Source organism: Sinorhizobium sp. CB7 (assembly GCF_041357635.1).
Classification (GTDB): domain Bacteria; phylum Pseudomonadota; class Alphaproteobacteria; order Rhizobiales; family Rhizobiaceae; genus Rhizobium.
The window spans coordinates 110,281-132,629 of record NZ_JAULLL010000006.1 but is presented as its reverse complement, the minus strand read 5'-3'; the positions used below and the strand labels follow the sequence as shown (position 1 = coordinate 132,629).

At 58.7% G+C, this 22,349-nt stretch carries 19 protein-coding genes and 1 pseudogene; 6 read left to right on the top strand and 14 right to left on the bottom strand.

What is annotated here, in order from left to right; all coding sequences use genetic code 11:
* Positions 1–84 precede the first annotated feature (84 nt).
* Positions 85–1,617 carry an ABC transporter substrate-binding protein gene (locus tag AAE029_RS13205; RefSeq protein WP_371073308.1) on the bottom strand — a complete coding sequence of 511 codons (1,533 nt, stop codon included), beginning with the start codon at positions 1,615–1,617 and terminating at the stop codon, positions 85–87.
* Between the two features lie 222 nt (positions 1,618–1,839).
* On the opposite strand from AAE029_RS13205, the gene AAE029_RS13200 reads away from it, so the two are divergent.
* On the top strand, positions 1,840–3,072 hold the full coding sequence (locus AAE029_RS13200) for a M24 family metallopeptidase (protein ID WP_371073307.1): 1,233 nt from the start codon (positions 1,840–1,842) through the stop codon (positions 3,070–3,072).
* Between the two features lie 50 nt (positions 3,073–3,122).
* On the opposite strand, the pseudogene AAE029_RS13195 reads toward AAE029_RS13200, so the two are convergent.
* Positions 3,123–3,998 (bottom strand): annotated as a pseudogene (locus AAE029_RS13195) (MBL fold metallo-hydrolase); the annotation flags it as partial.
* Between the two features lie 6 nt (positions 3,999–4,004).
* Positions 4,005–5,480: an aminotransferase class V-fold PLP-dependent enzyme gene (locus AAE029_RS13190; RefSeq protein ID WP_371073306.1), complete on the bottom strand. Its 1,476-nt coding sequence runs from the start codon at positions 5,478–5,480 to the stop codon at positions 4,005–4,007.
* A 97-nt stretch (positions 5,481–5,577) separates the two neighbouring features.
* On the opposite strand from AAE029_RS13190, the gene AAE029_RS13185 reads away from it, so the two are divergent.
* The 3 genes from AAE029_RS13185 (at position 5,578) to AAE029_RS13175 (ending at position 7,911) form a co-directional block, all read left to right on the top strand.
* Positions 5,578–6,060 (top strand): Lrp/AsnC family transcriptional regulator, encoded by a 483-nt coding sequence (locus AAE029_RS13185; RefSeq protein WP_371073305.1) that lies wholly within the window; start codon positions 5,578–5,580, stop codon positions 6,058–6,060.
* 180 nt (positions 6,061–6,240) lie between these two features.
* Positions 6,241–7,236 (top strand): sorbosone dehydrogenase family protein, encoded by a 996-nt coding sequence (locus tag AAE029_RS13180; RefSeq protein WP_371073304.1) that lies wholly within the window; start codon positions 6,241–6,243, stop codon positions 7,234–7,236.
* Positions 7,237–7,374: 138 nt separating this feature from the next.
* Entirely contained in the window at positions 7,375–7,911 is a 537-nt protein-coding gene (locus AAE029_RS13175) for a BA14K family protein (RefSeq protein WP_371073303.1), read from the top strand.
* A 213-nt stretch (positions 7,912–8,124) separates the two neighbouring features.
* Here the strand turns inward: AAE029_RS13175 and AAE029_RS13170 are convergent, their stop codons facing one another.
* The gene (locus AAE029_RS13170; RefSeq protein ID WP_371073302.1) at positions 8,125–8,316 is read right to left on the bottom strand and encodes a DUF6494 family protein; all 192 of its coding nucleotides are present in this window, start codon (positions 8,314–8,316) and stop codon (positions 8,125–8,127) included.
* Positions 8,317–8,467: 151 nt separating this feature from the next.
* Here AAE029_RS13170 and AAE029_RS13165 point away from each other — a divergent pair, with 151 nt between their 5' ends.
* Positions 8,468–8,683, top strand: coding sequence for a hypothetical protein (locus AAE029_RS13165; RefSeq protein ID WP_371073301.1), 216 nt, complete (start codon positions 8,468–8,470; stop codon positions 8,681–8,683).
* Between the two features lie 277 nt (positions 8,684–8,960).
* Here the strand turns inward: AAE029_RS13165 and AAE029_RS13160 are convergent, their stop codons facing one another.
* Positions 8,961–9,548, bottom strand: coding sequence for a hypothetical protein (locus AAE029_RS13160; RefSeq protein ID WP_371073300.1), 588 nt, complete (start codon positions 9,546–9,548; stop codon positions 8,961–8,963).
* Positions 9,549–9,923: 375 nt separating this feature from the next.
* Between AAE029_RS13160 and AAE029_RS13155 the strand changes: the two genes are divergently transcribed.
* Positions 9,924–10,400, top strand: coding sequence for an HMA2 domain-containing protein (locus AAE029_RS13155; protein ID WP_371073299.1), 477 nt, complete (start codon positions 9,924–9,926; stop codon positions 10,398–10,400).
* On the opposite strand, the gene AAE029_RS13150 is transcribed toward AAE029_RS13155, so the two are convergent.
* The 9 genes from AAE029_RS13150 to AAE029_RS13110 all read right to left on the bottom strand — a co-directional run bounded on the left by AAE029_RS13150 (position 10,397) and on the right by AAE029_RS13110 (position 22,325).
* On the bottom strand, positions 10,397–13,420 hold the full coding sequence (locus AAE029_RS13150) for an HAD-IC family P-type ATPase (protein ID WP_371073298.1): 3,024 nt from the start codon (positions 13,418–13,420) through the stop codon (positions 10,397–10,399). The two genes, AAE029_RS13155 and AAE029_RS13150, sit on opposite strands and share 4 nt — an antisense overlap.
* A 140-nt stretch (positions 13,421–13,560) precedes the next feature.
* Entirely contained in the window at positions 13,561–13,866 is a 306-nt protein-coding gene (locus AAE029_RS13145; RefSeq protein WP_371073297.1) for a DUF5132 domain-containing protein, read from the bottom strand.
* 80 nt (positions 13,867–13,946) lie between these two features.
* The gene (locus tag AAE029_RS13140) at positions 13,947–14,192 is read right to left on the bottom strand and encodes a DUF5132 domain-containing protein (protein WP_371073296.1); all 246 of its coding nucleotides are present in this window, start codon (positions 14,190–14,192) and stop codon (positions 13,947–13,949) included.
* A gap of 180 nt (positions 14,193–14,372) precedes the next feature.
* Positions 14,373–15,674, bottom strand: coding sequence for a DUF445 domain-containing protein (locus AAE029_RS13135; protein ID WP_371073295.1), 1,302 nt, complete (start codon positions 15,672–15,674; stop codon positions 14,373–14,375).
* A gap of 294 nt (positions 15,675–15,968) precedes the next feature.
* Positions 15,969–16,745, bottom strand: a complete 777-nt coding sequence (locus AAE029_RS13130; RefSeq protein ID WP_371073294.1) for a phosphodiester glycosidase family protein — start codon at positions 16,743–16,745, stop codon at positions 15,969–15,971.
* A gap of 250 nt (positions 16,746–16,995) precedes the next feature.
* A complete protein-coding gene (locus AAE029_RS13125; protein WP_371073293.1) occupies positions 16,996–17,361 on the bottom strand; it encodes a response regulator in 366 nt (121 codons plus the stop codon).
* Between the two features lie 143 nt (positions 17,362–17,504).
* Positions 17,505–20,180 (bottom strand): PAS domain S-box protein, encoded by a 2,676-nt coding sequence (locus tag AAE029_RS13120; protein ID WP_371073292.1) that lies wholly within the window; start codon positions 20,178–20,180, stop codon positions 17,505–17,507.
* 410 nt (positions 20,181–20,590) lie between these two features.
* Positions 20,591–21,133, bottom strand: coding sequence for a transcriptional regulator (locus AAE029_RS13115; protein WP_371073291.1), 543 nt, complete (start codon positions 21,131–21,133; stop codon positions 20,591–20,593).
* Positions 21,134–21,263: 130 nt separating this feature from the next.
* On the bottom strand, positions 21,264–22,325 hold the full coding sequence (locus tag AAE029_RS13110; RefSeq protein ID WP_371073290.1) for an ABC transporter ATP-binding protein: 1,062 nt from the start codon (positions 22,323–22,325) through the stop codon (positions 21,264–21,266).
* Between the last annotated feature and the right edge of the window lie 24 nt (positions 22,326–22,349).

The window sequence follows — 22,349 nt, the reverse complement described above, 5'->3', positions numbered from 1 at the left end:
GCGCCGAGCGTCTGAAAAGACACGACGGCGCTGTAGACCGGGCGGGCAAACTATACAAGGTCAAAGCTTGCCGAAGGATGGCGCTTAATCGGCCTTCTTGATGCCGGAGACGAAGAACTGCGAGTTCAGACCATTGACCGGATAGCCTGTGACCGACTTCGCCGAGACGACGATCTGCGGATAGAGGTAGATCCAGTTGCTGGCGGCGTCCTCCGCAATGATGCGGTTCGCTTCCTTCAGCTTGTCCGTCTGCTCGTCGGTCGTGGCACTTGCCTCGGCCTGCTTGATGAGGTCGACAACCTTCGGGTTGTTGTAGCCCCAGTAGAAGTCCGGATTGCCGTAGAAGACGATGTCGCGGTGGTTCACGTGTTCCTGCAAGGTCGCCTGAAAATCATGCGCCTTGTAGATCTTCGAGTACCATTCGTTTGCGGTGATGATGTTGATGTTCACCTTCACGCCGATTTTTGCGAGCTCGGTCTGCAGGAACTGCGCGGCGATCGGATGCGGGTCGTAGTTCGGCGTATCGATGGTGAAGGTGAAGCCATCAGGATAACCGGCTTCAGTGAGCAACGCCTTTGCGCTTTCCGGATCGTATGCATCGACCTTGGTGAGATCGACATACCAGGGATCCGTCGGCGGAACCATGGAGCCGATCAACGTGCCGTAGTCGCCCCAGACGGCCTTCAGCAGTTTGGCGTCGTCGACAGCGCGGGCAAGCGCCTTGCGGACCTTGACATTATCGAAGGGCGCGACGCGGTCGTTATAGGCAAGCAGCAGCTTCGTCGTGGATTGCCCTTCGGCAACCGTGAAGTCCGGATTGTCCTTGAACTGGGCAAGCGAATCCGGGCTTTGGACCGAGGTGATGATGTCGACCGAGCCGGTCAGCAGGGCGTTGTTGAGCGCCGTCGCCTCGGTGAAATACTGGAAGACGACGTCACCATTGCTTGGCTTCTGACCCCAATACTTGTCGAAGCGGGTCAACTGCAGCGACGAGCCGCGGCGCCAGTCTTCGAGCTTATAAGGTCCGGTGCCGTCCTCGGTCGCGGTAAGGTTGGTCGCCTTGTCGTTGACGATCCAGACGTAGCTCAGATTGTAGCGCAACGAGATCGAGCGCGAGGAGAGCTTGATGACGACGGTCGCGTCGTCCGGCGTCTCGATGCCGGCAATCGGCTTCAGGCTGTTCTTGCGGGAACTCTTCGATTCCGGTGCAGTAACGCGCTCGATTGAGAACTTCACGTCCTTGGACGTCAGCGGGTCGCCGGAATGGAAGGTAACACCTGGCTGCAGAGTGAACGTATAGGTGAGGCCGTCTTCGCTCACCTTGTAATCCTTGGCAAGAACCGGCTCGACCGCGCCGCTGTCGGAGAGGCGGAAAAGAGCCTCGTAGACATTGCCGTTGAAGGCTTCATTGATGCCTTGGCCGGCACCCGCGGTGTTGTCGAGGTTCTGCGGCTCGTAAAGCGAACCAATATTGATCGTGGCGTCGGCATCGAAATCCTGTGCCTGCACCGAGCCGGCGGCAAGCGCGCCGAAGAACAGCACTACAGCTGTCACGGTCCGCGCGTCGCGCCGATTGGTCTTCAGGATTGCGCCCGCACGGGCCATCAAACCGCTCATTTTCAAACTCCCCAGCCAAGTCGGCCTTTTCAGTCATTGCATACCGGGGCGGAGAATATCTGAGGCTTCCTTAACTGGAAGGGTGCCGCGCAGCGATTTTCGGCATACAGAAGAAATGCTCTTCGCCACCTTACCGGCACCGCGCAATTTTGTTCCAGGTGGTACTGGCGATTTCATCCTGCGGCGGCTAAGGCCTTGAGAAGAGACGGATTGGAGTGAGCGATGAGCGATATCGACCGGCAGCATGCCCAGCGTCTGATGCAGGAAGCGAAACTTGATGCGCTCGTCCTATTCCAGCCGGAAGCCTTTCGGTATGCCATCGGGGTTCCCGCAGGTGTGGCGACCATGTGGGGCAGGGCAGGTGCGGCGATCGCGCTTGTGCCGGCTGACGCGTCGGCCAGGCTTGCGGCGGTCGCCAGCGATCACGCGGCGGGCACGATTCGAAAGACGGCTCCCGATGTCGATCTGCGAACGCACCGCATCTGGATTGACTTGCTCGATCTGACAGGCGTGGAAACGCTAGCGCAGATCGACGAAGCCTATCGCAGGCTGGGCGTGGCCGGTCCGAGGCCGGAGACCTTTGACCGGTCCGCCAGTTTCGGCCTGCTCGGCGAGCTGTTGAAGGAGCGCGGTCTCGATGGGGCACGAATTGGCGCGGACCTCGAGTTCATGCCGGCTGCCGACTTCGAGGCGCTGAGACAGGCGCTGCCGCAGGTCGCCTGGATCGATGGTTCGGAAACGCTCCGCCGTTTGCGGGCAGTGAAGGACCCGCGCGAGATCGAGCGTCTGCGCCGCGCCTCAAGGGCGGCCGAAGCCGGGCTGATACGTATGGCGGCGGCGATAAAACCCGATGTGCATCTTTCTGAGCTTTCAGCGGCTTGGAAAATGGGCGCGCAGGCGGCCGCCGCAGAAGGCGGCTTTGCGCTGAGCGGTCATTGGGATTTCATCTCGGTCGGACCGGATCTTTCGGACATGTCGGCCGTCGTGACACCAGGGGCGCTTATCAAGGCGGATGTCGGCACGCTGGTCGACGGCTATTCCTCTGATGGCGCGCGCACCTTTACATACGGCCCAGCTTCCCGCCTGGCGCGCGACATTTTCAGGGCCCTGGAGAATGCCTTCGCGGCCGGCCTCGAGCAGCTCAGACCTGGCAACGCATTCGGCAACGTGCACGCAGCCATGCTGGCCTCGATGCGCAGGGATGGTTTTGCCGAGTACTATCGAGGCCATTTCGGTCACTCGGTCGGCGGCGGCACCGGTATCGAGGAATGGCCGTTCTTCTCCGCCGGCAGCCCGGAAATTCTCCAGCCGAACATGGTTGTGGCGCTGGAGGCGCCGTTTTACGGCCGGGGGCTCGGCGCGCTGATGATCGAAGACCAGTTCCTAATTACCGAGGCGGGCGCAGAATGCATGAACATGCTGCCTCGCAGTCTGCGCGATCTTGCAGCCGCATAAATTTCGGCGTCCGCTCTATATCGAGGGTCGTCCTTCTTATGCGGCATGCATCAGCCCCAAGCCGCGCCGTTCAAAGCGTTGATTGGAAATTTTAGATAGCGCTTGCCGTTCGCCTCCGGCTCCGGAAGCCGCCCGCCATTGATGTTCACTTGGAGGGCGTGGAGGATAAGCTTCGGCATGGAAAGCGTCTTATCCCGCTTCTCACGAAGCTCGACGAAATCATCCTCGCAAAGGCACCGGGTCAAATGCATATTCGTGGTCTTCTGAAGCCCGACCGTGCTTTCCCATCTCGGTCCGCGACCGCCGGGCTGATAGTCGTGCCCGACAAAAACGCGCGTGGCGTCGGGCAGGGCCAGAATGTCCTGGATGCTCGCCCACAGCGCGCGAGCACTGCCCCCAGGAAAGTCCGCGCGCGCAGTCCCGCTGTCCGGCATGAATATGGTGTCGTGTACGAAGGCGCAGTCGCCGACCACGTATGTTATGGACGCGAGAGTGTGGCCCGGAGAAAACATCACTGTCGTGTCGATGTTGCCGATCGAGAAGACATCGCCTTCTTTGAACAGCCGGTCCCATTGCGAACCGTCGGTGGAAAGTTCAGGCCAGTTGTAGATACCGGCCCAAAGTTTCTGAACATCGACGATCCTCTCACCGATCGCGATCGGAGCACCCGTCTTCTCCTTCAGATAGGCCGCAGCCGAGAAGTGATCGGCATGCGGATGGGTGTCGAGGATCCATTGGATGTCGAGATTTTGCGAAGTGATGAAATTGAGCAATCCGTCGGCGTTGTGGGTCGCGGTCGCGCCGGACTTTTCGTCAAAGTCCAGTACCGGATCGATGATTGCGCAGGTCCTGGTTTCCGGATCACTGACGACATATTGAACAGACCAGGTTCGTGGATCGAAGAAAGCGGCAACGTCAGGCCTGCGCATGGATCAGGCCTCCTCGACAATCGGAAAGAATATCGCGCGCGCCGGATCGAAATCATAATGCGGCTCGAATATCGGGGCGTCGGTCGCCAGCTGGGCGACGGAGTCAAGAATGAACTTCACCTTCTCGTCGGAGAGCAGGACGCTGAAATTGAGCCGGGTGAAGCCGGGCTTCTTGATTTCATCGCCCGCCAGGATGGCTCGCCGCATCTCTTCGGATTGCACTGCATCGATCGACAGCAGTCGGTGTACGTAGGGGCCGGCGCACGCGCATCCGCCGCGGGCCTGAATTCCGAAGCGGTCGCTGAGCATTCGGGTCACGAGTTGCTGGTGAACATAGCCGCCCTTGCTGTTCTTCACTCGGAATGAAAAGATTGGGAGCCGGTCCAACAATGGCAGGCCAAGCAACTCCAATTGCGGCACGTTATTCCAGGCGGCGAATGCCCGACGGGTTAGCTCACGATTCCGTCTCTCCATTTCCTCCAGACCGATTGCGTGCTTGACGATGAAGGCGAGTGCCGCGCGGATATCGCCGACGACGTTCGGCGTCCCTGCTTCTTCACGGGCCTCAAGGCTGTCGCTGTAATCGTGAGAGGTTGGAGAAACAAACTTGACCGTGCCGCCGCCGGGCCAGCACGGCTTACACGTGGCAACAGCATCACGACGCACGATCATTACCCCTGAAGCACCGGGGCCGCCGATGAACTTGTGCGGCGAGACGGCAATGGCATCGATTTCAGCCTGAGGGCCTGGCGACATCGAAATTGGCAGGTAAGGACCGGCGCCGGCGTAGTCCCAGACCATATTCGCCCCGGCAGCCTTCACCTGCCGGGTGACGGCGGCAACATCTGTGGTGATCCCTGTCACGTTCGACGCCGCGGAAAGGGCGCAGATCGTCAGATCCGCCGAAGCGCTTCTGAGCGCCTCCTCCAGAAGAACAGTGTCCGGCCCGCCCTCTGGTGCCTCAGCAATCTCAATGATTTCCGCCCCGCTGTCGCGCCAAGGCAGAATGTTCGAGTGATGCTCGTATGGTCCTATGATAACGCGGACAATCTTGCCCGCCGAGATGGCCTCGGTGACACCGAGCAACTTGACGAGCCGGTTGAGGCCCGCAGTCGCGCCGGATCCCGTGAAGATGACTGCATGCTTCCCGCTTGCATTGCAAGATTCTGCGATCAACGCACGGGCCTCCCGCCGCATGCGGGTCATGAAACCACCGCAGTAGGAGGCCTCAGTATGGCTGTTGGCGTAATAGGGCAGCACCTCCTCCAGGACGAAGCGCTCAACTTGTCTCAGCGCACGGCCAGAGGCGACATAATCCGCGTAGATCAGATCCTTGCTGCCATAAGGTCCTTCGATCTTGGCCGTCGAGCCGACCAGACCATCTCGCAGCTCGGCGACCAGATCGTCGCAAGCCAGACTTTCTCTAAATCTGTGCAGAGGACTGACGGCTTCACATGATTGACGGCGAACAGCTTGCACGGTCACTCTCCAGGTTAGGGATTGACAGAGAATCTATTCTGCACCACGGTCGAAAGCATCACCTATTTTATGCAGTTTTCACCGGATTTTGTGTCATATGATCGATGATTCAGAGAAAATCGATGTGATCGATCTGAAGATCCTGACCTCGCTGCAAAAGAACGCCAACCTCTCGCAGCGTGATCTGGCAGAGGAAGTCGGACTCTCGCAGAATGCCTCTTGGCGCCGCCTGCAACGGCTCAATGCAATCGGGCTTATCCGCGGTGCGCATACCGATATTGATCTTGAAGCGCTTGGCCTTGATCTCACCGTGTTCGTGATGATCCGCACTCGCCATCACTCGAAGGAGTGGGCCGACAACTTCCGCAAACATGTAGAAAAGTTACCGGAGGTCATCGATTTCTACAGGATCGGCGGCGACTGGGATTATTTGATCAAGGTCGTCACCAGAGGGATGTCAGGCTACGACGCATTCTATCAAAAGCTCATCACCAATTTCGATCTGGCCACGGTCACGGGCTTCTTCTCCATGGAAGCGATCATCAAAAATCGCGCTGTGGATCTGAGCTCCATTCGATGAGCGCTACGATCACTCCGGCGATTTGGTGTGCCGGTGGTTTCCCCAGAGGATTGAACGCAGGCGAGCCGCTGGTGGATCCATGAGAACACTTTGCCGTGAGGCCCTGGTTCCGGCTTGAAACGAGAATGAGCCGCTCCAATTCCCTACAGCAAATTCCGCTTGCATTCGGAGGGCGCGCCGATGGACGTTTTTTCGCCTAAAGCCGGATTTCTCTCCGCTAAAATCGGATTTCTTGCGCTCGCCTTCGTCGCGACGCTCGGGTCGGCGCGAGCCGAGCTCCTCGCCCGCGTTCCCGCCGCGCGCGAAATGGCGGTCTGTGGCGACATATTGTTCGTCGGAACCAAAGGTTCCTCTGTCTATGCCGTGCCATTGTCCGGCGGCCGCGCGCGACGGGTCGCTTCCGGATTCTCTGCTGCAAACGGAGTTGCATGCTCCCGCAATCGTTTGTTCGTCGCCTCAAGGGACCGCGTCACGGCGTTCGACATCGGGCAAGGAGGCGCTCTCAGCGGCAGGCGCGATATTCGTCGGGACTTGCCGAATTCGGGAGGCCATAGTCTTCGTTATATCGCCATCGGCCCCGATTCCCGGCTTTATATCTCATTGGGATCGCCTTGCAACATTTGCTTGCCGCGCGGGCTGCAAGGCACCATCGTCAGCATGAACCAGGACGGATCCGACCTTCGACGAGTAGCCTCGGGCGTGCGCAATTCGGTCGGCTTCGACTGGCGCGGCGGCACCATGTTCTTTACCGACAACGGCGCCGACCGAATGGGCGACGATATCCCGCCTGACGAGCTGAACGAGCTTCGGCCTGGCGGCTTTTACGGCTTTCCTTACTTCGGAGGCGAAATTCGGCTCAAGGGATTCCATGACGCGACGCCGCCAGCCGGGCAGATTGCGCCCGTCTTTAACTTTCAGGCGCATGTCGCGACCCTGGGGATCCATTTCTTCCGCAGCCTCGGCGGCGATGCTCTGGTCGCCGAACACGGCAGTTGGAACAGGTCGGTTCCGGTCGGACGTCAGGTCGTGCGGGTGCGCTTTCAGGGCGACCGGCCGGTCTCGGCGACGACTTTTCTTAGAGACGTCGGTCGGCCCGTGGATGTCAAGGAAGCACCGGATGGTTCCGTCCTCGTATCCGACGACGCCGGAGGCGCGATTTATATCTTCAGGCGATGAGGCCTGACCCGCTCCAGGTTAACGGCGCACTTGGTCGCCCCTACTGAAACACCGATCGCCAGCTTGGAAAATAAGTGCCACGGCGTCCTTTCCGCGCTATAATTAGCGAGCGGCGATATAGACGGAAAGGTGAAGAAAATGAAGAGGCTAGCAATGGTTGCGTTGTCGCTCGCGACGGCTCTGACGAGCGTTCCGCCGGCCGTGGCGTTTCCCACCGTTGCCGCGCCGAAAATCGAGGCGTCGCAGGCGCAGCTGGTCCAATACAGGCGCTATCATGGCGGCTATCGCGGGTACCGCTATCGAAGACACCACCACAATGGCGGCGATGATTGGGCTTGGGCGCTCGGCGGGCTCGCTGCCGGCGCGCTCATCGGTGGTCTGCTGGCGCAGCCGAGATATTATGGTCCCGACTACTATGATTATGGTCCACGCTACTACGGCCCGACCTATTACCGCCCGCGTTACTACGGTCCAGCCTATTACGGTCCGCGCTACTACGGCCCGACTTATTACCGACCGCGCTACTACGCACCACGCTATTACCGGCCGACCTACTATGGCGGCAATGCGCATACGCGCTGGTGCTATGCGCGTTACCGGTCCTACAGGGCTTATGACAATACGTTCCAGCCCTATTACGGCCCACGGCAGGTGTGCGTCTCGCCTTACTATTGATGGCGCGCACTTGCCGATCATCGCGCCAGAGGAAGGCAAGACCATATCGGGCTGGAAAGGCATTCGTTGGTGAGGTTGGGAAGCGAGTGTCGCTTAATCAACTTTGCCGCTAAAGTCTGTCGCGTGAAGGTAGGCTCACGCGACAGGCTTTAGCTTGTTGTTTTCATGCATGTCGTTGCCGCAAAACCGCTGCACACTTTTGCGCGACATGCATTAGGGAAGTTCGATTTCCCCGTCCACCACGTGATTGAGGCCGGTGCCTTCCGCCGTTAGCGTCATGCGGACCTTCAGCTTTTTGCCGCCGATCGTCGCCTCGCGCACCGTTTCCTCGATCTTGCGCTGTGAGGTTACGCCGACTTCCTTCAGGAATTTGCGGATCGACATGTTGAAGGCATCTTCGCTCATGGCGGAACTCCTCTGTGTCCGAAGGGATTGTAAGGGAAGGCAAGTCGTCAAGGAAGCAGGACGGGACGGGCAGTCCTGCATTCAGGGTCGACTGCTGGTATGCACATTCCAAGTACAAGGCGTCGAAGTCAGCACAGACGAGGTCAAGACCATGCACAAATTCAAAGTTGTCGTCATGGAGGAGTTCGAGGCCGACACTGCCGAGGAGGCGGCCTTGCTCATGTATCAGGAGCTCACCAAAGGGCCAGCACCTCTGCATTATTCGATCACGGATGAGACAAAGATTGCAACCACTCTAACACTGGACAGGAAAAAGGCAGACGAGTTTGCCAGTGTTGATCACACCGCAGACCCCGGCAATTGGTAGCGCCAGGCAAAAATCGCAAGATGCAGCCACCAGTGCGGATAGCGCCTTGCGCAACGCCTGACGCCGTCCGGCGCAAGGTCTCCGTGATGACCGTTTCTGGCGCATTTTAGACGCCGACCAGCGTCTCCAATGGCTCGGAGCGACACCTATTGGAGGTCTCATCTATGACGACGAATATTCTCCCTCACGTCCGTTACATCTGAGGCCGGTCACCATAACGCCCAAGTTGCCATGCCGGTCGCGTGATTAGACATTTTCAGGGTTCCTAATCATCCGATCAGCCGGGCGGTGATTTGCCAGTGCGGGAGCTGGACAGCTGCCTGACGACGAATGCATAGAAGAGGAGAGAGGATGCCGATCCTGCCCAACGGCCTCTTGTCAGCTGGAAAACCCCAAGGCCAAGAAAGACAAAAGCAATCAGCCGATTGTTGAGAATTCGCATCCCACCATATGCATTCCAGAAATTCTCGGTGGCAGGACCCAATGCCCGACCCCGTAAGAACTGATAGAGGGCCATGCCCATCAGCCCAAATTCCGTTGCCCTGGTTCCGCCCCTGGCGGCCGTGTGAACGTCCGCAGCCCGTCTGTCCGGAGGGGGAGATGCAGGGCGAGACGGCGGCGTGGGCGCCTCCTGCAGATCGAACACTTCATGCTTGGCCGCGATTTCCCGTATAGAAGGCAAATCAGTCCCGTGCTGGATAAGGATACTTCCGGTGACCGGGTTTGCCCGCAAACCTGCAATCTCAGGGTGTTCGGACAGCTTCTCGATTGCCGAGCGGAAATAGGAGACGTCTCCGCGGCGATCCGCAATTTTTACCCGCAAACGGCCCGACATGAAGTGTTCGATGATTGCTGTGGGAAGCATGATCGCCTCATTATCCAGGCTCTATACAGAATACAGACTGCGGTCTGTTCGCGCATCGTGAACCGCCTTTGCGTACGATGATGCGCGAACGAAGGAGCTAAAGAATAGTCTGTTCCATCGGCGTGGCCCCTTACCTTCGCATATTGAAGGAACTGCCACCAGCGCAATTGCAATCCATATCCAGGATAATCCCGGTCCGACAGATCTTTCCGCCATCCCTGACTTCTGATTGCCGGGAGCCGCGGCGCAATAGGATCTAGGGCCGACAGCCGAATTGAGCGCTGTCATCAGACTTTCACGTGAATCCTTTATTCAGCCCGCCAACAGCTTGCGCGAGCAGCAGGCTGAAGTGCATGAAATAAGAGGTATTCGCATTTGAACGCCCAGATCGTTCACTCCATACCAGGCCGTCTGCGGATCAAGATCCCTGCTGCACGAGATCAGATCCCCTTTTTTGCTGATCTGGAGCGAAAGCTTCTCGCTGCCGAGGGTGTCTTGGACGTCAGGGTCAATCCAGCCGCTGCGAGCGTCGTCATCATGTACGATGATAGCGTCGATCCACTGGCGGTTTGCCGCGATCTTCCGGGGTGGGCGGTCAGATCGTCTGCCGTTCGTCCCCGTGAGAGAAGGATCGTCCTGGCTGACAACGCCGGCGGCGGCGACACGGAATTCGTATTCCTGCTGGCAAAGCTTCTGCCGCTCATTTTCGCCAAGCACCCGGTTGCCCAGCTGGCGGAAGTCCTCGGCGAGCCGATACTTCGAGCTGTTGTCGATGCCGTGACGCGGCCGCAGCCCTACCGATTGCCTGAGGCGGCCAAGGATGGGGAAGACCTTATCGCGATCGCGGCTTAAACTCCCCGTTTCGCCCCATCGCTGCGACCCGGCTGTGCTGTTTCGCGAGTCCACCTCAACTCCTTTTTGTCGAGATCATGGGGTGACTTCATCCATTCCATCATGAGGAACGGAAGGGTTCCGCCGGCAAGCGTCACTACGGCATCTGCTCCGGTAATCGGCGCGATACCGAGAAGCCTTCTCACAAACGGCATGAACAGGCTTGCTACCTGAACCACCACCGATCCTCCAAGGATGAGAGAAAGCGCGTGATTGGGTGGCCGCGAGCCGGGGGCAAAGATGCTCTCGGAAGCGGACCGCGAGGTTATTGCGTGAAGCAACTGGGCCGTTACCAGGCTTCCGAAAGTCATGGTTCTTGTTTGCGGGGAATTGAGCCCGTAGCGTGACGCACCGAAAAGACCTGCTGCCATCGCTGCGCCGCCCATGATTGCAGCCTGCGCGGCCAAGCCACCAAGCTCGCTTCGCGGCAATATCGCCGAATCCCCTTCTTGGGGAGGCCGGTGAAGGATATCAGGATCAGGCGCTTCCATTGCCAGGCCGATGCCGGGCAATACGTCTGAGATCAGGTTTATCCACAGGAGCTGCATTGGCGTGAGGGGCGCTCCCATGCCGATTGACGTGCCCGCCACGACCAGCAGGATCTCGCTCAAATTGGTGCTGATTAGATAACGGAGGGTCTTGCGGATGTTACGCCGCGTCGTGCGTCCGGTCTCTATCGCTGGCGCAAGGCCATCAAGATCAGAGGCGTCGATGATGACGTCCGCGATTTCCCTGGCTGCGCTCATGCTGTCCTGCCCGATCGCTATGCCGACGTCCGCGGCCTTCAGTGCCGGTCCGTCGTTCACTCCGTCGCCGACCATTGCAACCCTCACCCCCGCTTCCTGAAGTGAGCGAACGATCGCCAGCTTCTGGGCGGGGCTGACGCGACTGAATGCCTGCGCGCGTCGAGCAGTCTGTACGAGCTCATTCGATGCCATCCCCTCGATTTCCGTGGCATCGAAAATCGACAGTTTGCCTCGGCCGTTCAGCCCGACGCGCTCGCCGACGGCGGCGGCAGTCGCCTTCTGATCGCCGGTGAGCATGATTGTGTGAATGCCAGCGTCGTGGAGGAGAGCCATCAGTCTGCTGACGCCGGGACGCACCTGATCGGCCATGCCGACCAATCCTAGCCAGACGAGATCGTGAATATCGCGTTCATTCGGCCTGGAGCTTCCCGTCTGCCTGCGCGCGACGCCGAGGACGCGCAGAGCCCGCGATGCCATTTCGAGATTTGCCTTCTCTATGGTCGCGCGCCGATCCGCTGTGAGTTCCCGCTCAGTGCCGTCCGGCAGGGCTTCTGCACGGCAACACTGCAGAACGTCGTCGGGACTTCCCTTCATCGCGATCAGGATTCCGTCGTCCGTCATATGCTGTGTCGCCATCAGGCGAGATGTTTCGCTTCGTTGCTGAACTGAGATTCGGGCGAAGCGATTTCGCAGGGCATTGACGTCCACACCACTGTCGAGAGCGGCCGCAATGAGGCAGCTCTCCGTGGGCGTGCCTTCTAACTGCGTGCCTCCGTCGCTGCGAACAATTTCTGTGTCATTGCAAAGGCAGCAAGTTTCCAGCAGACGGCGCAACATTCCTTCCGGCTTCGCGCCGTCCCGTCTGATATCCTCCACGGCATAGGCCTTATCGCCAATCCTGACGGTCTCGACCGATATGCGCCCGACGGTGAGTGTTCCAGTCTTGTCGAAACAGGCAACGCGAGTTGCTGCCAGCGTTTCGATGGCATCCAATTTGCGAATGAGAACCCCTTCGCGTCGCAGCTTTTGAATGCCGAGAGCGAGTGTGGTCGTCGCCACCATCGGCAAGCCTTCCGGCACTGCGGCAACAGCGACGGAAAGTGCCGAGCGTGCCATCTGCAGAAAGCCGAAGCCACGAAGCCATCCCACGGACACGAGCAGGGCACACGCGCCCAATGTCAGCCAGCCCAGACGCTGTCCAAGATCCTTCAGTTCCCTTTGGATGGGCGTCTCCGGGGCGACTGTTGCGCCGACAAGTCGCTGGATGCGCCCCGCCTGAGTGAGCGACCCGGTCGTCACCACGATGGCACGCCCGCTGCCTCCCGTCACGATGGTCCCGCGATAGATCATGTTCGAACGAGCGCCAAGAGGCAATCTCAGCCGTCGGATTAATCCCGGCCGCTTCGAAATGGGTGCGCTTTCACCCGTCAGCATCGCTTCACTGACAGTCAGCGCCTGTGCGTTCAAAAGACGCGCGTCGGCCGAGACGACGTTACCCCGTTGCACGGAGATAATATCGCCGGGAACGATCTGTTGTACCGGGACGGTTGCTGTAGCGCCTTCGCGAAGAACCTGTGCGGTTTGCGGCCCATTCGCTTCCAGACTTTGAATCGTTCGTTCAGCACTGCTCTCGGTTCGATAGCCTATGGCGGCATTCAAACCTACCACCGCGAGAATTGCGGCGGCTTCAAGTGCGCCGCCTGTCAGAATCGAGATCGCAGCTGCGCCGAGGAGCATTGCAACCGGCAGGCTTTGAAATTGGCCCGCAAGGATCATCGCACCCGATCGTGGCCTAACGCCCTCAAGGACATTTGGGCCGCTGCTTGCCAGGCGCTGGAGCGCATTGTCCTGCGACAGTCCTGCGTCAATCGAAACCTCGAACATGGAACTCAGTCGCCCGCGCGACAGCGCGTGCCACTCGGCATGTGGCGTTTCGCTTGGCGCGACGATCTCACCTCGCAGGAGACCTGTCAGATAGTCGACGATCACATTGAGATCTGATGTTGTCTCAAACTCGACAAGAATGTTCCCGGTCAGGTCGCTAGCGCTGATGCTAAGCACTCCCGGCGCTGAACGGCCCCCTCGCTCCAGCAGGTCTTTGGCCGCGCTCGATCCTTGCAAGCCAACGACCTTCAGCCGGGCACGTCCCGGTATGGAGGCGCGGATCGGAACGATCGGACCTGCGAGGCGGTCGCCGGATGTTTTAGGCTTCCCTGATTCGCCGAACGAATGCATCGCACACTGTCTTTCCCCGACCGGATCACCGCTCTATGGGAACCAGCCGACCGTTTTCCGTGAATCTCTATGGGGCAAAAAATCGCCGTGCTGGCCTGGAGGCGATCACGGCGGTCGAATTTTTTTAGCCAAGTGGCCGATTAGCTGCCGCTACTGCTGCTGGAAGCGCGTGCAGTCTTGCGCTCGGCAGGGCGCGTTTCGGCGGCGCCATTTCCTGTTTCAGCCATTTCGGCTCTGGCTTCGGCCACTAGGTCCGATGCCCTCTCGTTCATCTCGGCCATGGCGACCCGGGTTTGATCATAAGCTACCAGACCCGCCTTCAAAACCGTCTTGGTAATTGGACGCAACAAAGGAGCGGCCAGAGGCGCTAAAACGATGGCGCCCACTCCGAATGCCAGTCCTGTTACAACGTTACCGCCTTTCAGTGCATCTTCGAGTATAGCCATTGATTTTGCCTCCTTGTTCCCATAGTCAGTCGCATCAGTCGCGCGCGACCGACTTTTCCAGACGTTGTACTAATCAGGAATTAGCCCTGGAGTTGGGGTTGTGCGCCTGCCGCTTTGCGCTCTTCTTCTATTTCTGCTCTGATCTCGGCAATGGCGTCATCGGCGCTCTCGTTGAGTTCCGCCAGTTTAATCTTTGCCTCATCGTAGGCTATCAGCCCCGCCTTAATCACCGATTTGGCCACTGGGGTCACCGCGGGAGCAACCCGCTGCGCCAGTAAGCCCGCTCCGAATCCGATTGCCAACCCAGCGAGGAATTGAAGCGCCATGTCGTCCTCCTCAAGGCTCTCCCAAAATGATCCAACGATTTCCTGTAGGGATAGTTCCAATGGAACACAGTAATTTGTCGCAAATTTGTCACCTCTCCGTCACAATCTAATTCCGACTGTGAACGGGCGCAAAACGCAAGCATCTGATGACCGCAGCCGACGGCCCATACACGACCGCGGTCAACCGAGCAGCTGCGAAACCAGGAAGATGAAGCAACCGGCGATAGCGCCGACGATTGTACCGTTCATCCGAATATATTGGAGATCGCTGCCAACGACGAGTTCCAGGCGATCGACAAGCGTGGCACTGTCCCAGCTTCTGACCACTTCTGCGACAAATGCACTGATCTCGTGACGCCACGAAACCAGATAGACGGCAAGCTTCTCCAGTAACTCGTCGATATGCTTCAACATTGCTTCGTCGGTCGCAAGCGCCCGACCAATCAGCAGACAGATCCTCTCCACGGCCCTACGCGCTTTCGAATCCCGCCGTGACCGGTCTTCCAACATCACCCGTGAGGTCTCGTTCCACACCGCGGCGATCCACGCCTGAACTTCAGGGTGCTCGATGATGCGGTTTTTGAAAGCATTGATCTGATCGCGCTGCTCCGGCGAGTTGATGAGCTCATTGATCAGTTGGAAAAGAGCCTCCCGGAATTTCAGCCGAACCTCGCTTTCCGGCTCGCGCAGGTCGTTGAGGAGATCAATGGAGCCGGTGACGATGGCGTTGGCGACCTTCCGATCAACGGTCCGGGGAATCCACCAGCGACTGCGCTCCCGAACCATGCGAAAGATTTCGTCGCGGTTTTCCTCCAGCCATTCGGCAGCAACGCCGAGCGCGCGCTCGAACAAGACGTCCGTCTCGCCGCTCTTCGTCATGATGTGAATGGCGCGGCCGATGACAGGCGCGATATCGGCCTGTTGCACCTGCTTGCCGAGCGTGCGCCGAGCGAATTCCTGCAGGTCGTGGTTATCCAGCGTGCGGATGGCGTAAGGCAGCGCCGCGGCGACAGCCTCGGCGAGAACTGGTGCGGTTTCGGGGGCCGCCAGCCAAGCCGAAAAGCGCTTGGCCGCTTGCGCGTTCCGCAGCTTCCGCAGGAGTATCTCCTCGGTCAGAAAGTGCCGCTCCAGGAAGCGGCCGAGCGATTGCCCGATGCGCTCCTGGCTGTTGGGCACGATCGCCGTGTGCGGGATTGGGAGACCAAGTGGGTGTCGAAAGAGCGCGGTCACGGCGAACCAATCGGCAAGCCCACCCACGATGCCGGCCTCGGCGGCAGAGCGCAGCAGCCTTATGAGAAAGCCGGGCTCGGTGACGAAGTGGGTACCCACAAATATGGCTGCCATGGTGATGAGGAGGGATGTGGCCAAGGTTCGATTGCGCCTCAGACGGCGGCGCAAGGCATCCTCGGCCACGGACGGCACGGTTCCCGGCGTTGAAGTCTGGATAAGAGTGTCGAACGAGCGAGAGCGATCCGGTGTCATGTCTCAACCTCTTCGCCTTTAAGGTGTCCAGCTTTGCGGCGGAAGCCGCTCGATGCCCCAGCGGCGGCCACATGACGAGCCATGGCGACAACCGCTACATCCCAGCTGCTCGGGGGAGGAATCACGGGCGCGCATTCAAGCTTTCGCGACAATATTCCGTTTCTTCACCCGACGAGATGGAGGATAGGCCGCCAATCGTCTTTCTCAAGCATCAATCGATCCGTGGAAGCAAGCTCGTTGCACGCGTGGTGAACAGGGTTGAGTTCAATACGAGCTGCAACGCCGCCCTCGCCTCTATTCGACAAGTCCGAAGATCGGGCCAAACCCGCCATGCCAGGATCTGTCATTGCGGCCCATAGCCGGGTTGTAAAGTCCCACCCCCCGTCCACCATCGAGAAACAATGCATTTGGGCATTTCAAATGGTCGCGGAACAGGCGCGCGAAATCATGGAAATTCACCCTGTCTTCGCTTACGGCAAAACGAACCGCGCCACCGGCGCAGACGCCCACACCGCTTCGACGGGTTCGGTCCGTCGACCCTGGAATAAAGGCCGGGTGCAGCTTGTTCCGTATGACAAGCATCGGACCAGACTGAGTGGCGAACCGCACCCTGGGCCGAAGTTTCAAGAACTTATCCGTTGGCAGTATTCCAGCGCTAACGTCGTCAAGAAAGAACACGCCATTCGGCTTCCTATAGAAGTTTGGTAGAGGACCGGTTGAGTCTTCACTTCCGGCCGTATTGGCGGGTCGCAGTTCTCGGCCATTCTCGATATAAAGTCCCATCGGAGAAAAGTCGGCGCGGTACATTCCGGCGTTCATTGCGAATGTCAGCGCTCGCCCCTTTTTCCCCACGGCTTCGGCTACGCTCGAAAAATAGCGGTAAGGCTCGCCTTGGGCGTTCTTCCAGAACAATCGCAAGTCGGCTTTTCCAGGTTCCAAGGTGCAAACGACGTAGCTCGCCTCCTCGAACGTGTCTTGCTCACAATGTTGGGCCAGAGCCGTCTGCGGGGACGTTATCATTGCGGCCAGCATCCCGGCTGCGATTAGCATACAATATTTGACATGCGTCATTCGTTACCGGTGTCCTATTTCAGGTTCTTAATGGATCGTTCAGGTCTGCGATCGCAGGAGTCTTAAGCGGCCTCAGGCCAGTGATCAGAAGCTCGGCTGCTATCAGCGGGTGCTTCTGCAGCAAGCGACGAGCCATCTTGACGATGGCAGCGATAAGGGCGCGCTCCAATGGGATGCGTTTTGTCTGACTGGCTGCAGGCGATAACGACGCAAAGGTGCTGCGGCCACCCGGAGATGCGCCTGTCACCATTCAGGATCTTGGCAGATTGTGGGCGTCAAGAGCAGCGCGAACGGCCGACACCAGCGATGGCATGGTATAAGGCTTCACAAGCCAACCTGCCGGCTGGGCCGGAGCGGCTCGAGCACGTGTATCCGGATCCGAATGGGCCGTGGAGAAAATCGAGCGCAGCCGGTGATTTTGAAATAAAGCCAACGCAGCATCAACGCCGTCCAGGGCGCCTGGGAGGCGAATATCCATAATCGTCAGTGCCGGATTTCGTTCGCCCGCGATTGCCAAGGCTTCTTCACCCGAACACGCTAAAATGACTTCGAACCCTGCCTGCGTGAGAGCATCCTCCATCTCCATTGCAATCAAAAAATCGTCCTCGACAATCATGATGCACGTCGACGGCTCAGCGCTGTCGTTGGGACCTGCCTCGTCGGCGGGCGCTGTCGTCTGCGGCCGGATGCGGGGAGGCGCCAAAACGCGGTTCACGAATGGCGCGATGACGCTCAAGCGGAACGGCGACGTCCCACGTACTAAAAGAACTGGATGCTGCATCGGGTTCTTGGTTCCATTGTGACCGAGAATTGTCCGCCCACCTGCCGGGCGAGACCCTGTACCAATTTCAAACCGGAGGAGCGGTCGCGCACAGAAGCCAAGTCGAAGCCAGGTCCATCGTCTTCAACATAGAGGCAGATCTTGCCATCGGTCTGCAGGAGGCCCACGTCGACGATTCTCTCGCGATCGCCTCCGCCATATTTCACGGCATTGGTCAGCAGTTCGTTGAGAATGAGCGCCAACGGCATGGCCGTATCGTTGGCCAATACCACATCATCCGTTTTACAGCGGATCGTCACGCCCTCCGGGAACGACTGACGGGCGGTCTCGGAGACTGCCCGTACAAGTTCTTTGGCGGAAAACTGCGTCGCGTTTGTCGTGCCGTAAAGGACCTGCTGCGCAGCAGCCATAGCGGCGACCCGCTCGCTGGCATCGCGCAGAATTCGGCGCGCTTCAGCGTTGTCAGTCTTATGACCCGCTAAGTTCAACAGCGATTGCAACATCTGCATGTTGTTTTTGACGCGATGATTTAGCTCATTGAATAACAAACGCAGCTGTGTCTCGGCCTGTTTACGCTCACTAACGTCGACCAGCATGTTAATTCCACCGACGATGGTGCCCGACTCGTCACGCAATGGCGTGGGATAGGGGATGAAAGGTATCCGCACGCCATCGGGTCTTTCGGCGACCGCCTCTACGCCGCGCACGATGCGGCCTTCCTTGAGCGCGATCGCCATCGGGCACTGATCATGTGGCAATGGCGTACCGTCGGGCCAATGCAATTTCCAGGTGACGCACCATTTGTCGGAGCCGATTTCGGGCGTGCGCCCGGCGAGCTCAACTGCTGCCTGGTTGAAGTAGGTGATCCTGCCCTCAGCGTCGGTGGTGTAGATTGCTGCTGGGATTGCGGCAAGCAGGTCCCTCATTTGCCGTTCGCTGGCTCTAAGTTTAGCCTCCGCCGCCTTACGCTCGGTGATGTCACGCGCGATCTTCGAGGCACCGATGATCCGGCCGCGATTGTCGCGGATCGGCGAAATCGTCAGGGAGATGTCGACCAGAGTTCCGTTCTTGCGCCGACGCACCGTCTCAAAATGGTCAACGCGCTCGCCGCTGCGGATACGGCTTAGAATGACGGGTTCCTCGTCCAAACGATCGACTGGAATAATCATTGTAATCGGCTTGCCAATAGCTTCGTCTGCTCGATAGCCGAACAGGCGCTCGGCGCTCTTGTTCCACGACGTGATGACGCCATCGAGATTCTTGCTGATGATCGCGTCATGGGAGGATTCCACGATCGCGACAAGCTGGTTCGCCGCGCGCTCAGCCCATTGACGCGCGGTTTCGATGCGGACACGCTCGACGGCAAATCCCAGCTGTCGGGCAACAGTCAGCGCCAATCGCACTTCCGAAGCAGTGAAGGCATGCGGGCGGTCATAGTAGGTCATGAACTTGCCTAGCAGGCGACCCCGCGAGACGATGGGTATGAAGCCGATACCGCTGATGCCTTCACCGCCTATTGCGACCTTGAGTGTCTGCGGAAGATCGGCCTGCTCTATATCGTTGATGCAGATCGGCTCAGGATCGGCACTATCTTGAGACCAGGGCGAATGTCCCTCGACCGCCAGCTGGTATGACTGCGACAGGCCATGTGACGCGACGAATTTCAGGGTGCCGGCCTCGTCAAAAAGCAAAATGGCGGCGCGGTCGCAGCGGAGCGCTCGTTTGATCGAGTTCAACGCGAGCTGATGGACTTGGTCAAGCGTCCCCGCGCGCTGAAGACCGTCGGTGAATTCATAGAGCGCCGCCTGCTCCTCGACGTGACGGACGAGGGCTGCCTCCGCTTGCTTGCGAGCGGTCACGTCGTGCTGAACGCGAACAGCATATAGGAACCGGCCTTGCGCGTCCTTCACGCTGGAGGACGTGACGGCGATCCATATCTTGGTACCATCCTTGCGGATGAAGCGTTTCTCAACGTTGTAGCGGTCGATCTCTCCGCGCACCTGACGCTGGAATTCTCTTTCGTCGATCTCTGCGCCGTCGGCTAAGATTGGGTCAAAGATCGACCGACCAACGAGTTCGTGGGGCGGATAGCCGAGTAAATCGGCGATGTGGGCGTTGACGCGCTGGAGTTTGCCATCGGCGCTGACCTCGGCGATGCCGATGCCAGCATGATCGTAGGTAGCGGCGAGCCGCTGGTCTTGCTGTCTGATGACCTCTCCAGCGTGAATGCGCTCAGTAATGTCATGAAAGCAAATGATAGCTCCAATGACATGTCCGTCTTGGTCTACAACAGGCTCGACGTAGACCATCGCCCATATCGACGATCCATCCGGCCGCTCAATCTTTGCCTCTATCCCACGGATCGGAATTCCTGACCGCAGCACGGTGGCCACGGGGGTTTCCTCGCGCGTGATTTGTCGACCGTTGAAATAGAACTTGTAGGACCCGCAATAACGTTCGCTGTTCGAGCCGATCGCCGGCATGCGCCCCCAAAGCGCAGCCGCTCTTTCGTTAAACCAAAGAATGCGCCCCTGCGCATCGCAGGCATAAATCGCCACCGGCAGCTTTTCGACAAGATCCGGCGCAGCCTGAAGCTCCAGCGCCTCTTGGAAGACAGAACGCAGGTCCGATGCTGCTATATTGCCGATTCTCATAAATTGTCCCCACGCTGCGAGAGTCCCTAAGCTCCGCCACGTACAAACGCGGCCGGGCGTTCAAGGTTCCATCTACTGCATGCTTCCCTAAATCGGAGCCGATTCAAGGATAAAAACATGCAGCATTTCAAAGTGCTACAGCGACCTCTGTGCGTCTTATAAGACGCACGGCGATGTAGATGTGAGCACCACGCTGAGTAACATCGATGGCTTTTTTCGGAGCCCCGGCGAGATCGCGTGTGAGTTCCATTCAAGAAATGCAATGTCGCCGGCTTCGGCATGCCTTGTTCGATAAATCGCAAGACAGCGCGTCGGTGACCAGTTCACTGAGGTGGTGTTCGTCGCCTTACGCAACAGCCCGTTACTTAGCAGCGGTCGAACTGCTTCCTGTCCTCGAGTGACCTTAGAACCTACTCACCTAGTGTCATTCGGTCGGCAGCGGCTTTACGGACCATGTTCCAGCGAGCGAGTTCGAGCATAGCGTCGGGCAGGGCGCGATGAGCCGACACTAATGATCTGCTTTCTTCGACGGTTCTTCCAACCAAGCTCAATATTTCCATTTCGGAGGCCTTTGTTCCCAGGTATTCTCGCGCCGCGGCCAGGAACGCGTCATTCGACTTACCGAGCCTGAGAGTGTGCCGCGGGAAACCGGCTGTACGCAGAAGCAAGCTAAGCCACTTTCCATCCCAAGACGGTGCGCTTGCATAGAGATCATGTCCGGTCAAATCCGCGACCATATCAGCCGCTATCTGCTCCACCGGGATGCCTTCGGCGAAGAGCAGTTCTCTGGATATGCCATGGATCGCTTCAGCATCGCTCGACCAGTCGTTCCAATCTGCAGCAGGCCGGATCAGGGCAGAACGAGAGCGACCGTCCTGGAAAACCCAGGCTACTTCAATCGGAACGCTTTTCTTGCTAAGAGACGAAGCCTCAAAATCCAGAAATACGATCAATGCAGCGTGACAGGTCAGGTACTGTTTCCACGATGTCCTCTGTTGCTTAAATCAGCCCTACCGCCCGCGCAAGTAGTTCAATTTCGACTCCCGTCGTCGTAGCTCTTGTGCGCGATCATACGACAAGCCGCTATAATCTTCGGCCCGTAGCTTGATCGAAGATGTGGACTCGTCTGGGATCGATGCGGAAGTGCATTGTCCGCCCGGGTGCCTCTTCAATCCGCTCGCGTATGAGAGCATCGATCGGCGCGCCGGCAAGGCGGCCGAAGATCAATGTCTCGGAACCGGTGGGTTCGAACACCGACACCTCTACCGGAACGCCATCCTCGCCAATCGTAATGTGCTCCGGTCGAATGCCGTAAATGACCGCTTTGCCCTCCTCGGCATTGACGCGGTCCACCGGAAGCGCCACACCTTGGTCGGTGATGACGACCTGCCTGCCATCTCGGCTGGCGATCCGGCCCTGCAGGAAGTTCATCGCGGGACTGCCAATGAACCCGGCGACAAAGAGGTTTGCTGGATAATCGTAAAGCTCGAGCGGCTTGCCAACCTGCTCGACTCTCCCGTCGCGCATGACGACAATCTTGCTGGCCATCGTCATGGCTTCGATCTGGTCATGCGTAACGTAGACCGTGGTGGTCTTCAGCCGCTGATGAAGCTCCTTGATCTCCACGCGCATCGTCACACGAAGCTTGGCATCCAGGTTCGACAGGGGTTCGTCAAAAAGGAAGACCTGGGGATCCCTGACAATGGCGCGTCCCATGGCGACGCGCTGACGCTGCCCGCCGGAAAGCTGTTTTGGATAACGGTCAAGGTATGAGGTCAGGTCAAGGATTTCCGCTGCCTTGCGCACCTTCTGGTCGATTTCGGCCTTGGGGCGTTTCGCCATCTTCAGCGGAAAGCCCATGTTCTCGGCGACCGTCTTGTGGGGATAAAGCGCATACGACTGGAAAACCATCGCTATGTCGCGCTCCTTCGGAGGAGCGTTTGTAACGACGCGGCCGCCAATTTTTATGTCGCCCTCGCTGACCGTCTCGAGACCCGCGATCATGCGAAGCAGAGTGGATTTGCCGCAACCTGAAGGACCGACCAGGACGACGAATTCTCCATCCTCAATGTCCACGCTCACGCCATGCATGACCTGCAGAGCACCATACTTCTTGGTGACGTCACTAACCTGAACGTTAGCCAATGCCATTCCTCCCTATTGCCTGAG

Coding starts and splice junctions, on each gene's coding strand:
- AAE029_RS13160 (WP_371073300.1), bottom strand. CDS start 9,548: ATGCTTCCCACAGCAATCATCGAACACTTCATGTCGGGCCGTTTGCGG.
- AAE029_RS13150 (WP_371073298.1), bottom strand. CDS start 13,420: ATGCATTCGTTCGGCGAATCAGGGAAGCCTAAAACATCCGGCGACCGC.
- AAE029_RS13205 (WP_371073308.1), bottom strand. CDS start 1,617: ATGAGCGGTTTGATGGCCCGTGCGGGCGCAATCCTGAAGACCAATCGG.
- AAE029_RS13200 (WP_371073307.1), top strand. CDS start 1,840: ATGAGCGATATCGACCGGCAGCATGCCCAGCGTCTGATGCAGGAAGCG.
- AAE029_RS13185 (WP_371073305.1), top strand. CDS start 5,578: ATGATCGATGATTCAGAGAAAATCGATGTGATCGATCTGAAGATCCTG.
- AAE029_RS13145 (WP_371073297.1), bottom strand. CDS start 13,866: ATGGCTATACTCGAAGATGCACTGAAAGGCGGTAACGTTGTAACAGGA.
- AAE029_RS13170 (WP_371073302.1), bottom strand. CDS start 8,316: ATGAGCGAAGATGCCTTCAACATGTCGATCCGCAAATTCCTGAAGGAA.
- AAE029_RS13135 (WP_371073295.1), bottom strand. CDS start 15,674: ATGACACCGGATCGCTCTCGCTCGTTCGACACTCTTATCCAGACTTCA.
- AAE029_RS13130 (WP_371073294.1), bottom strand. CDS start 16,745: ATGACGCATGTCAAATATTGTATGCTAATCGCAGCCGGGATGCTGGCC.
- AAE029_RS13125 (WP_371073293.1), bottom strand. CDS start 17,361: ATGATTGTCGAGGACGATTTTTTGATTGCAATGGAGATGGAGGATGCT.
- AAE029_RS13120 (WP_371073292.1), bottom strand. CDS start 20,180: ATGAGAATCGGCAATATAGCAGCATCGGACCTGCGTTCTGTCTTCCAA.
- AAE029_RS13175 (WP_371073303.1), top strand. CDS start 7,375: ATGAAGAGGCTAGCAATGGTTGCGTTGTCGCTCGCGACGGCTCTGACG.
- AAE029_RS13180 (WP_371073304.1), top strand. CDS start 6,241: ATGGACGTTTTTTCGCCTAAAGCCGGATTTCTCTCCGCTAAAATCGGA.
- AAE029_RS13140 (WP_371073296.1), bottom strand. CDS start 14,192: ATGGCGCTTCAATTCCTCGCTGGGTTGGCAATCGGATTCGGAGCGGGC.
- AAE029_RS13165 (WP_371073301.1), top strand. CDS start 8,468: ATGCACAAATTCAAAGTTGTCGTCATGGAGGAGTTCGAGGCCGACACT.